Consider the following 10,080-nt stretch of genomic DNA (forward strand, 5'->3'; position numbering starts at 1 on the left):
GCAAAGTCGATGCTGTCAGCGATCAGCGCAAGGTGGGGTCAGCGCCCCGCTTACGGACTTCCTCCCAAACCGGCGGGTCAGAATTCATCGCTGAGCCGGCCCGGCACCGTATCAATGACACGCTCCAACAAGGCCTTGGGCAGCGCGCCGTAATCCCCTTCATCGACCGCGATGTAGCCTGCCTCGTCGTCGGTCAGGATGTACTGCGTGAAGTAGCTGTGAAAGGACCGGGCCTGGGCCTGATCCAGTGCGGCAACGAAGGCGGCCTGATCGGCTTTGAGACCGGCATCGGCAATGTTCAGAGAAGCGTACATGATCTTTCCTCCTGATGTTCGATGCGTCGCATCAGGGACTGCAAAAGATGTGGGTGACGGGCTGGGTCAGGGACCGCGTCAGCGGCCGCGAAGCGGCGATGGGGGCAACGATTTTTGCCGGGCTTGCCCGGTAAAAATGGTGGGGCCCCGTCGTCCTTGACGCAGCCCCAAAGCCCGCATCAGACTTGGTCTTTCTGCGAGAGAGACCTCTCCAACGTCAGCGGGAAAGCGCACCAATCGCCCCACAAACCATTTTCCTACACGCGTCCCGAATGCCAGTGTCGTCAGCGGAGGGGACCAACGGCCAGCAAGAAGGAAACCCTATGGCCAGGTCCAAACCCACTGCGCGCGATGCGCTGAAGAAGCTGCGTGAACAGCGTGCCCAACTCGAAAGCGAGGAAGCTCGTCTTCGCCAAGAGGCAGCGACCGAACTCGGCAAGGTGTTGATCGAGTGCGGCGCCGAGACGATCGAACCTGCACAGCTGCGCCAGATCGTGCGTGCATCGATGGCACTCGGGATCGAGGAAACGCTGAAGCGGATCGCGCCTGCGTAGCCCCACCCAGCGGCGGCAAGGGGTTCGATGCCCCGCGCCGCCGCATAGCCCCAGAGCAAAAGAAAAGGCCCCGATGGCATCCGCCACCGGGGCCTTGTCGTGGGGTAAGGACATTCAGTCCTCGTCGATGTCGGGTGCTCCCTCGTTGCTGCCCGAACGGCCCTTGGTGAGGAAGTCGACCTTGTCGGCGATGATCTCGCAGCCGTAGCGCTTGGTGCCGCTCTGATCCTCCCACTGGGTGTAATGGATGCGACCTTCGACCGTCACGAGCTGGCCCTTGGTGCAATACTTGGCGACGTTCTGGCCCAGGCCGTTGAAGCAGGTGATGCGATGGAATTCGCTGTCCTTGGCGGTGTAGCCGTTTTCGTCCTTGTAGGTCTTGCCATCCTTGCGGGCGGGCCGGTCAGTCACGACCGAGATCGAGGTGATGCTGGTTCCACCCTGGGTGGTGCGGGTTTCAGGGTCGCGAGCGATGCGGCCAACGAGGATAACGAGATTGGTCATGGGCTTTCTCCTGATCGAGCATTCCGGGTCCATCCCGGCTGCAAACCCGAGCAGAAGCGCCCCGCGGCGAAGCGCACCGGAGGGGAACCCGGAACTGGTTCGGGTGGTGCGGGCAGCCGGGCACAGCCCGGCAACTCGGCCGGACCTGATCCGGGTTGCGCGTCTCGACGGGGGGTGATTCAGGGACAGGTTTGTATCGAAGCCGGGTGGAGCTGGATGCCGTGAACAGGTCTGCCCTGCCTCGTTTCCCTCCGGTCTTGGCCGGATCACTCCCCCGCCAGCCCTCCACCGGAGAACCCCTTCCTAGATCACGGTACGGACCTCGCCTCCAGCAGGTGGCCTGGTCCTGGACGCAACTGCTTCGCCGGGGACAGGCATATCGATCGTCACCCCTTTAGCGCCGTCCAGAGGGTTGCCTCGCAGCATCCAGGCCTGCGGCGTGATCAAGCGCGCCCAATCAGCAAAGGAGGGGATCGAGCCCAAGTCTTCGCGCACGTGCTGTTCACCGACCAGACGCACCGGAACGACCCGGCCATCGGCATTGACGAGGGTCTCGCCGAAGATCGCCTCCAGCATGAATATCCCCTCGGCATGGTGCCGCAGCGCGCGGTGCCGAGGGTCTGCCAGGATTGCCTTGGACTGGTCGAACCACTGGTGCAGCGGGAGATAGTCATCGACCGTGCCGCCCCATTTCCGGACCGACGAGAGGGCGTGGTAGTAGCAGTGGGCCATGCCAGATCTCCTAGAGCTCGGTCGAGTGATCATCGGTCGCGGTGAAGCGCAGGCTGCAGTCGAGCACGAAGGTCGCTTCAGCCACATCGATCACGAGTTCGCCGCAGGCACCGTGGTTGATCTCCCAGCCAGGGTGGTGACGTTCGAGCGCCAGATAGGTCAGCTGCTCGAGAGCTTGCCCAAGCGACGGCAGTTGCTCGGAACCGGCACCATCCGCCGTATGCGCTTCGCCTTCCTGCAGCGTAACATCAGGGCACGCGATCGCCCCACCGGCTGCATCGAGGCAGGCACATTCCTCGACCGCACCGCTGTCGCCGCAACCGTCAAAGCGGATCTCGACGCGGGCGATGCCGGCTTCCTGCAAGCGCGGGAGAATGACGGACTTGAGCTGCTGAATTTCTTCGACCACCTGGGTCTGCCGCTGGGCCTGACGAACGGCAAAGTCGGCCATCACGGCTTCGATATCGATCATGGAATGCCTCCTGTAGAACGGAGCCGACGACCATCCGCTGGCTCCAACCGACAGGCGCTCGCCTTTCCTCTGACGGACGACGCCAGCGCCGATCCGGCGCTGGCGCGAAGGCCGACAGGGTCTCAGTCGGTGCTGGCCGAAGTGTTCTTCGGATTGGTGCCGAGGGGCCCGCGGCGATCGACAACGGTGATCCGCCGAGCCTTGGCGTCGATCACCAGGCGTTCGAGTACGCCATTGCCCGGAAAGGCAATGACGTAGCGCGGATCGAGGGAGAGCATCCGCTCGTTGCGCTTGAAGCCGGCACGGGCGCCCAGCCGCATATCGAGCGAGAACGTCACCTGCGGAATGCCTCGACGTTCAGCCCAGCTCGATGCCAGACGGTCGACGCCCTTGGTGTCGCCGCCGTGGATGAGCACCATGTCCGGCACGCGGTCGCGGACCTTGTCGAGCGTGGCCCAGACATTGTTGCCGAAGGTCAGCGCATCGTCTTCGGTAGCATGGCGAGTGCGCCCGCCAGCGAACACGACCGGGGTTCCTTCGGGCACGGCCGCACGGCGCTTGGCCTCGGCGCGGGCACGCAGAAAGTCGCGCCCTTCGACGAGCGCGGACGTCAGCATTGCGCTGTGGTTGAAGCGCGAGCTGGAGACTGGTTTCCACGAGGAACCGAACTCGTTGAGGTAGAGCGCGGCGGCAACTTCGCGCATCTCTTCGAGCGCCAGCATCGCGCATTCGGCGCATTGCGCCCGCTCGACCTGGGTCTCGAGTTCATGGGTGTGGACCTCGGATCCATCAGCCGTAGAAATCAGCGCTCGGACCTCGTCGGTCGCCCGGTCGAGGGCAGTCGATTTGCGTTCCGCCGAGCGATGGAAGATGTTGACGAAGGCCCAGCCAAGATCCTCGGCGTCGGCTTCAAGAGCGGTCCCGGACACCATGGCGAAAAGATCGGACCAGACCGCTTCGAGGGTTTGGACGACCGCCTCCCGGACTGGGAAATCGCTGGTCGATACGGGAGCGGGTCCAATCGAGAAGCCGGCGAGATCGAGCCCGGCGAGTTGATCGGCGAATGACATGTGCATGGGATGTCCTCCTGACTGGCGTGAGGCCGACGCACCCGTTCATGGCTGCGCCAGCGAGAGCCCGTCAGGGCCAGCATTCCGGCAGGGTTGCGCACCCGTCAGGGGAAACCTGGCTTGGCGGGCTGGCGCGGGCAGGCCTTGAGCCCAAAGGGCCAAGGCCAACACGGGCCCGACCAAGCCGGGTTGCGCAAGACTGGCGGCTGGCCCAGGGCCTCTCTCGCATGGCGCCAGGCCATGGGCGGTCGGAACAGATCCATTGGCAGGGACACGCCCTATGCCTCATCCATGCACCGCCCCGGCTCGGCTCAAGCCGCTCGCTTGGCGTAGACGCCCTCTCCGTTCGACATATGCCCGAGACAGTCATAGTCGCCGAACACGGCATCGAAGCGGGATGCGATCTGGGACAGCCAGCGCTGTGCCCGCGGTGAGCGGGCCGTGCGCCAATCGGCGTCCCAATAGGCGCCGTCATCGCGTTCGACGATCCAGACGGCCACCAGCCCACCGTAGACCGATACGCCGAAATCCGCATAGGCATTGCGCATTAGGATCCGGTCCTCCCGGCCGCGCCAGCCGTCATGCGGGATCAGCGACGAGAAGGCTCGGCCGGCCCGCTCGCGCAGGTCGTCACGCAGCCACTCGTATTCGAATTCCCAGTCGTCCTCGGCTTCGACCTCGAGCACTGTGAATGCGACGATTGCGCCGCTGGGATAGCTGACCGATCGGCCCATGATATCCTCCCTCAGGCCGCAAGCGCAGCATCGTCTGACGCGCCGTCAAACTGCTCGGCCGTGATCCGCCCGCCGAGCCTAAGCAGCAGGGTCGAAGCCTCTTCGGCCTTGGCCGCAGCCGTCAGGATGGCACGGTCGTCGTCTTTCAGAAGCTTGAGCCAATGCTCGATGTAGCTTGCGTGGCTGTCGAGGTGCGTGACCGGCAGCCCCAGCTCAGCGCCGAGCATGGCGCTCGAAAGCTCGGCGACATATCCTGACAGTCCAGCCCTAATGTGACTTCCACCGCAAATTTTCGGGGCGCGGATCATGCGGCCATCTCCTCAGGCTGGGGCTGCTGGGCGTGCATCCAATCGGCGGCCGCCTGCGCCTTGCTGGCGGCGGTGAAGATGGCACGAGGGTCGTCTTTGAGTGCGCGCAACCACGATGCTACGTAGGCGGCATGATCGGCCCGCGGATGGTGAGCGATCCCGAGGTCGGCGAGCACGAACGATGCGGTCAGTTCAGCGCAAATTTCCTCGATCGCCAAGCTGTCGCGCTTGAAACGTTCGGCAAAGTTGCGGTCGAGCCGGTGCTTTGCCCCTGTGGCGTGGGCCGCCTCATGCAAAAGCGTGCCCATCTGTGCTGATGCATCCCGAAACGAGGCAAAGGTCGGCATGAAGATGTGATCGAGGTCGATCCGGTAGTGCGCATCGTAGGCGCCCTCGGTGACCGGGATCTTGAGGGCCGCGACGAAAGCTTCGGCGTGCCCGAACCGCTCGCCCTCGGGTAGAACTGCGACAGGTGGGGGTTCATAGCCCTCGACCTGGGCGAGGTTGAACACGGTGAAGGCCCGCGCGAACATGCGGCCGGGTCCGGCTTCGCCATCGTCATGATCATCATCGGCGCGCGATGCGGCCTGCTTCCAGAACACAACCGTCGTTCCGCGTTCACCTTTGCGGACCTGTGCGCCAAGCGATGCCCACTGGCGATAGGTCCCCCAAAGACCGCTGGAATAGGCAGCCGCTTCGGCTGCGATCCAGAGCGCGAGCACGTTGACGCCGCGATAGCGGCGGCGGGAGGTGACGTTCTGCGGCCTGGTGGTGGCAGCGCCATCATGGTGCCAGGGCATACGCCAATCGCCGGCACCGGCTTCGATGGCACATACAATCTCGGTAGTAATGCGCGAATAGACGTCGGCTCGCGGCGTAGCAGGGTAGGATCGGGACATGGCAGGTCTCCACGACGGGCGGAGGGAAACTGTCTTCCGCTCCTTCAATCCGTCACCCGCAAACCCGCCTCCTCTTCCTCTCCCGCCATACCGTTATGCGGTGTGGCGGTACCCGGTGCGATCTGTTCAAGAACACGCTGGATTCTGGCCACCTCGGCCTGAAGCGTCACCCGCTGCGGCTCTGGAAGCCGCTTCTCGCGCAACAACAACCGTGCCTCATCAGCACCGCGCTGCCATGCCGGGCGATGCCGTTCGGCGATGCAGGCATTGGGGCAGCGGACCGGTTCGCACATGGAGATCATTGGCCCGCTTGCGCCTGGCTCCGAACTCCGGTTCAGGCACAGGGCAGTTGCCGGATCAAAGAAGCAATCGGCCAGCGGGCCGACATGCAATGTCCGCGCGAGACTGCCCAGCATGGTGCGCAGACGTGGACGGTCGGCAATCATGGCAGGTAGCGGCGCCAACTCGTGGGCGGCAGTATCAAGCACAACTCCGACCCTGTTCGCGGCAGGTCCGCCAAGGCGTGCGCCACTTTGCCGCTCGTCGAAGTAGACAAGGATATCGTCGATCTGCCCGAGCGCACGCTGGGCTTCGATCTCTCCCCGAAATCCGGACCGGCTGCTGCCAGCATAGCCTTCGAAAGCCGCAACGCTGGCATGCTTGTACTGGATCATGCCGGCAATTGTTCCGAAGGGCCGGTTGGCGATGTGCCAGGCGATTGTGCGGCGAAACTGACGCGTTGTCAGACGCCATTGTCGGCCGTCGGGTCCGGCAGGAATGACGGGTGCCTGCGCGGATCCGAATTGGTCATTGAGGTGATCGCGGAACCGGTTGAGTTGCCGGACTATCTCTGCAGAGACGTGCGTCTTGGTATTGGCCCGGAGCGTGAGGACTGGCCACAGGGTCGTTGTTCCGCGCGCTTGCCCTGCACGCGCGGAAAGGCGTTCGAGGACATCGATGGCTTCAGCGACTGGCGCGATGGTAACCCACTCGGTCTCCTCGCCGCCGCCGCGCTTGCCCTTGTAAGCAGTGGACTTGATACGATGCCGCAAGATCGTACCGTCTTCGGCTTTGGTAATAGACAGGCATCCCTGCCTCATGGCTTGGATCTCGCTGTCCCGCATGCCTGAGAGAAAGGCACATACGATATAGGCTGCGGACTGCAGCATGACTTCCTCGAGGGGCAAAACCTTGGCATCGAAGCGGGTGCGCCAAGGCAGGCCAGTATCGGGATCGGCAGAAATGGGCGTATCCATGCCGCCGATCTCGGTGCCGAGTTCTGCGATGGCAGCGGCGATGAGGTCTGGTGCACCGGTGGCGAGGCCAAGGTGCATGGCAGGTTCGGCCTGCGCGTTGATACCGGCATGGAGGTGGATCAGGTGGTAGTTGATCGGCGGCGTGACGGCGCCGGTTTGCGGGTCTGTTCGCGTTGCGCCGTTATGTGCCGTGGTCCAGATCGGAATGCCGCGCCCATGCTGCCGCAAGGATGCAACATAGTCGAGAAGGCGTTCGCGTTGCCGTAACCGACGAACAGCGGGATCCAGACCTTCCCCAGCGGCAATCAGACGGTTGCGCGTTGCTTCAAGGCGATCGAGTTCCGCCCGTGCGGCAAGGATATCGCCTGCGTGGCAGGTCACGTAGCGCAACGACCAGGAGAGCAGCGGCGTCATGATCGATTCGGGAATGCGCGGCGTCCGGTTCTCCCCTGCAATATGCTTTGCGCCCGCCACGGAAAACGGACTTCGTCCCGGCCACGGTTCGAAGGACAGGTGCGCAGTCGGCAGATGATGCTGCAACTCGTGCAGGTCAAAGACGATCCGCAGCAGCGCTGCCGCTACAACTGGGCGCAGCCCGGCAAGGCGCAAAGATCCGGCGTAGCGATCGACCAGAGCCTGATCGACCCGGCCGAGATCGAAACGCCCCAGCTGAGCCTTCACGAAGTCGAAAAAGCGCAAGGTCCGGTTGGCCTCGCCGCGCACCCCGGCCGGCTCAAGCCGCGAACGGTGACCGGGGAGATCGACATTGAGCCGCGCATCGAGAATCTGGCGCAGGGCATCAGCAATGGATGGGTCTTCAATACCGCCGAAATGTACCGTGACATGGCAGCGCCGCGCGTTGTCGCGAAATACGCCGGGAGCCAGATCCCACACCGGATCGCCGTATCGTGAAATATGCGCGCGATCGCAGCCGGGGCGCAAAGGCGCGGACATAAGCACAGGGAGGGCATCGCGCTCATCGTCGCTCTCCGCCAGAAGCTGGACAACGGTCATACCCGTGCCTCTGGCGGCAGATAGACCGTGGGAGGGTCGTTCGCGACTTGCGCACGGGCCCTTGCCACGACGCCTTCGGCGAAGGCAGGCAGGATCTGCTGAACGATGCGATCATGGGCATGACCAAACTTGGCGGTCCAATCAGCGGCACTCAGGCCGATCCGCTGAGCGTCGACGAAGGAGAGAAAGGCGAGAATGGCAGGCAGCTTGCGCGCGGTAATGACCGCGTTGCGGCAATCGAGGCAGGCCCAGAACGGTGTTGGGCATGGCGTGCCGACGGATGCGAAGGGACTGGAATAGAAGTTGCCACAGCTTGCAAGCCAGACGTCTTGTTCGCCATCGAGCAGTGCGGTTGAAATGCCCCCATCATCGGGATCAGGGCTTGCCAACTTGCCGCGCAGCCGGTCCTCGTCTTGAGGAGGCAGGATCATTGGACCAGCGAGCGCCTCTTCGAGGGCATCTGCCACGGTTTGCTCGTGCAGCGGTCTGAGGGAGGGAATATCGGCGTAGTGCCGTGCCGCGATATCGACGGTATGACCTACGGCGAAGCGGGCCATGTGGCCTTCGGTCTTCAGATACCACAAGGCCTTGTGCGTCTTGCGCAGATACGAAAGACACAGATGGAGCGGTTTACCCTGATCATCGGTAATACAATGGCGCTGCGTCCAGGCACTGACCTTCAAGCGCAGTTGACGAATACCTGCGGTGATCTCGCCCGGCTGAAAATAGACCCAAAGGTTATCGCTAAAGTTATGGACCCTGGCCTTGGACGATAGGGCGATGATGCGTCGGATCAGACCGCCAGGGGTGGATGAGCCGCGATCACGCACCCGGATTGTCTTGTGCTCGGCACCGTGTGCCCGCAGCTTGGTGTAGGCGATATCGACGGTACCACCTGCGGCATTGCGCAGACAATCGAGGGTGAGCGACTTGCAGCACTCCAGCTCAAGCCCTGTCTCGAGTAAGAGCAGAACAAGAAGCGGGACGATATCGTCGGCAGTAAGATAGTGGGCTGCGTGGAGGCTCAGGTTAAGCCTGTCACTGGTGAGATCGCGCTTTTTGCGCAGCTTGTACAGGCTCTGAAACGTGGGATCACGGTAGCCCAGAACACCGTATGTCTCGATGGCAGCATGGGCTTTGCAATATGCGCCATCGATCTGCGCCACCTCATCGATCTGTGGCCCCGATCGCAAGCGGGCCTCGATCGCAGCAATATCCGCGCGTGCCGCATCGCGCAGCTGGCGGGCTACATACGGACTGTAGGCATCGCGTGGACGGGAACGAACGTGTGCGTGTGAGCTGACGTAGCGCAGTCGTTCCCGCAAGCCGCAATCGACAAGCTCAGGGCTGTCGTCCGCGATGCGACGTAGGACGGAAACGACCTTGGCGACATAGGTTTGTCCATGCACGCGAGACTTGCCCTGCGCGCTGAGCCATGTCTCAAATCCATCGATGTGATGGGCGCGAAGGTCAGCAGGGCCGTTGATCCGGTCGCCTGTCCCGGCCAGGTAGGCAAAGAAGCTTGGCAGCTGGTTGGCGTATGTCTTGAGGGACGAACGTACCATGATGGGGCCGCGCGGTGCGGCCAGCTTGAACAGGCTCCGGGCAAAAGCGAGCGCCAGGCCGCGCGGCCGCAAGCCCGTGAAATCGACGAGCAGCTCGCCGCCATATAAGGGATGAATCATGAAGCGCAGCGTGCTGATCTGCGACCATGGATCGGCTTGGGGCGCAGCCGCCTCGGTCTCGAAGCTGACCTTGCGTCCTTTGCGTGGAGCAGCGCTCATGATCGAAGATAGCCTGGTACGAGTGCCAACAGCTCTTCGACTGCCGCATCGACGGTATCGGCACGCGTGGCGAGGTGATCCAGATAAATAGAGGTCGTCGCGAGGCTCGAATGGCCAAGCAATCGCTGGACCTGTTGAAGCGGATCGCCGACCAGCTGGCGATAACCTTCCATGGCGCCCACTGGTGCCGCTGCGTCGGCGAGGCGGCGCTGGATCAGCATGGCCAGCATGTGGACTGCAAAGGAATGCCGGAGTTGATGGGGGCTAAGCCGGACCGGGATGCCTGCGTCCGTGCAACGGCGGCTTGCCCGTGCGAAGATCGCTTCCCACGAGTTGGGCAACACAGGATGGCCCACCTCGGTCAGCCAGAGGACCGCGGCTTCGCGCGGTTAGCGTCCGCGCTCGTGGTGTAATTTTCGGTGGAGATTTAGGTGCTGCT

The 10,080-nt window shown here is 63.2% G+C and carries 12 protein-coding genes; 1 reads left to right on the forward strand and 11 read right to left on the reverse strand.

Annotated elements, in window-relative coordinates; all coding sequences use genetic code 11:
• Positions 1-77 precede the first annotated feature (77 nt).
• Entirely contained in the window at positions 78-314 is a 237-nt protein-coding gene (locus tag AX735_RS06675; protein WP_066277546.1) for a hypothetical protein, read from the reverse strand.
• A gap of 323 nt (positions 315-637) precedes the next feature.
• On the opposite strand from AX735_RS06675, the gene AX735_RS26260 reads away from it, so the two are divergent.
• Positions 638-868 (forward strand): DUF6437 family protein, encoded by a 231-nt coding sequence (locus AX735_RS26260; protein WP_231750040.1) that lies wholly within the window; start codon positions 638-640, stop codon positions 866-868.
• A 114-nt stretch (positions 869-982) separates the two neighbouring features.
• Here the strand turns inward: AX735_RS26260 and AX735_RS06685 are convergent, their stop codons facing one another.
• The 10 genes from AX735_RS06685 to AX735_RS26265 all read right to left on the reverse strand — a co-directional run bounded on the left by AX735_RS06685 (position 983) and on the right by AX735_RS26265 (position 9,871).
• Positions 983-1,372, reverse strand: a complete 390-nt coding sequence (locus tag AX735_RS06685; RefSeq protein ID WP_007688363.1) for a single-stranded DNA-binding protein — start codon at positions 1,370-1,372, stop codon at positions 983-985.
• A gap of 303 nt (positions 1,373-1,675) precedes the next feature.
• Positions 1,676-2,104, reverse strand: a complete 429-nt coding sequence (locus AX735_RS06690) for a DUF6915 family protein (protein ID WP_066277551.1) — start codon at positions 2,102-2,104, stop codon at positions 1,676-1,678.
• Positions 2,105-2,114: 10 nt separating this feature from the next.
• Positions 2,115-2,576, reverse strand: a complete 462-nt coding sequence (locus tag AX735_RS06695; RefSeq protein WP_066277556.1) for a DUF6878 family protein — start codon at positions 2,574-2,576, stop codon at positions 2,115-2,117.
• Positions 2,577-2,698: 122 nt separating this feature from the next.
• On the reverse strand, positions 2,699-3,652 hold the full coding sequence (locus tag AX735_RS06700) for a DUF2493 domain-containing protein (protein ID WP_066277563.1): 954 nt from the start codon (positions 3,650-3,652) through the stop codon (positions 2,699-2,701).
• Between the two features lie 305 nt (positions 3,653-3,957).
• A complete protein-coding gene (locus tag AX735_RS06705) occupies positions 3,958-4,380 on the reverse strand; it encodes a hypothetical protein (RefSeq protein WP_066120018.1) in 423 nt (140 codons plus the stop codon).
• Between the two features lie 11 nt (positions 4,381-4,391).
• Entirely contained in the window at positions 4,392-4,688 is a 297-nt protein-coding gene (locus AX735_RS06710; RefSeq protein WP_066277568.1) for a zincin-like metallopeptidase domain-containing protein, read from the reverse strand.
• Positions 4,685-5,587 carry an ArdC family protein gene (locus AX735_RS06715; RefSeq protein WP_066277572.1) on the reverse strand — a complete coding sequence of 301 codons (903 nt, stop codon included), beginning with the start codon at positions 5,585-5,587 and terminating at the stop codon, positions 4,685-4,687. The genes AX735_RS06710 and AX735_RS06715 overlap by 4 nt, the downstream gene beginning before the upstream one ends.
• A 44-nt stretch (positions 5,588-5,631) precedes the next feature.
• Positions 5,632-7,857 carry an integrase gene (locus AX735_RS06720; RefSeq protein WP_066277575.1) on the reverse strand — a complete coding sequence of 742 codons (2,226 nt, stop codon included), beginning with the start codon at positions 7,855-7,857 and terminating at the stop codon, positions 5,632-5,634.
• A complete protein-coding gene (locus tag AX735_RS06725; RefSeq protein WP_030538912.1) occupies positions 7,854-9,641 on the reverse strand; it encodes a hypothetical protein in 1,788 nt (595 codons plus the stop codon). Before AX735_RS06725 ends, AX735_RS06720 begins: the two co-directional genes overlap by 4 nt.
• Positions 9,638-9,871, reverse strand: coding sequence for a site-specific integrase (locus AX735_RS26265; protein ID WP_066277581.1), 234 nt, complete (start codon positions 9,869-9,871; stop codon positions 9,638-9,640). Before AX735_RS26265 ends, AX735_RS06725 begins: the two co-directional genes overlap by 4 nt.
• Between the last annotated feature and the right edge of the window lie 209 nt (positions 9,872-10,080).

The organism is Blastomonas sp. CCH1-A6, from assembly GCF_001556365.1.
In the GTDB taxonomy this organism is placed as follows: domain Bacteria; phylum Pseudomonadota; class Alphaproteobacteria; order Sphingomonadales; family Sphingomonadaceae; genus Blastomonas; species Blastomonas ursincola.

What these genes read in the sequence shown, in the direction of transcription:
- AX735_RS06710 (WP_066277568.1), bottom strand. Translation starts at nt 4,688, where the DNA reads ATGATCCGCGCCCCGAAAATTTGCGGTGGAAGTCACATTAGGGCTGGA.
- AX735_RS26260 (WP_231750040.1), top strand. Translation starts at nt 638, where the DNA reads ATGGCCAGGTCCAAACCCACTGCGCGCGATGCGCTGAAGAAGCTGCGT.
- AX735_RS06705 (WP_066120018.1), bottom strand. Translation starts at nt 4,380, where the DNA reads ATGGGCCGATCGGTCAGCTATCCCAGCGGCGCAATCGTCGCATTCACA.
- AX735_RS06695 (WP_066277556.1), bottom strand. Translation starts at nt 2,576, where the DNA reads ATGATCGATATCGAAGCCGTGATGGCCGACTTTGCCGTTCGTCAGGCC.
- AX735_RS06675 (WP_066277546.1), bottom strand. Translation starts at nt 314, where the DNA reads ATGTACGCTTCTCTGAACATTGCCGATGCCGGTCTCAAAGCCGATCAG.
- AX735_RS06715 (WP_066277572.1), bottom strand. Translation starts at nt 5,587, where the DNA reads ATGTCCCGATCCTACCCTGCTACGCCGCGAGCCGACGTCTATTCGCGC.
- AX735_RS06725 (WP_030538912.1), bottom strand. Translation starts at nt 9,641, where the DNA reads ATGAGCGCTGCTCCACGCAAAGGACGCAAGGTCAGCTTCGAGACCGAG.
- AX735_RS06685 (WP_007688363.1), bottom strand. Translation starts at nt 1,372, where the DNA reads ATGACCAATCTCGTTATCCTCGTTGGCCGCATCGCTCGCGACCCTGAA.
- AX735_RS06700 (WP_066277563.1), bottom strand. Translation starts at nt 3,652, where the DNA reads ATGCACATGTCATTCGCCGATCAACTCGCCGGGCTCGATCTCGCCGGC.
- AX735_RS26265 (WP_066277581.1), bottom strand. Translation starts at nt 9,871, where the DNA reads ATGCTGGCCATGCTGATCCAGCGCCGCCTCGCCGACGCAGCGGCACCA.
- AX735_RS06690 (WP_066277551.1), bottom strand. Translation starts at nt 2,104, where the DNA reads ATGGCCCACTGCTACTACCACGCCCTCTCGTCGGTCCGGAAATGGGGC.
- AX735_RS06720 (WP_066277575.1), bottom strand. Translation starts at nt 7,857, where the DNA reads ATGACCGTTGTCCAGCTTCTGGCGGAGAGCGACGATGAGCGCGATGCC.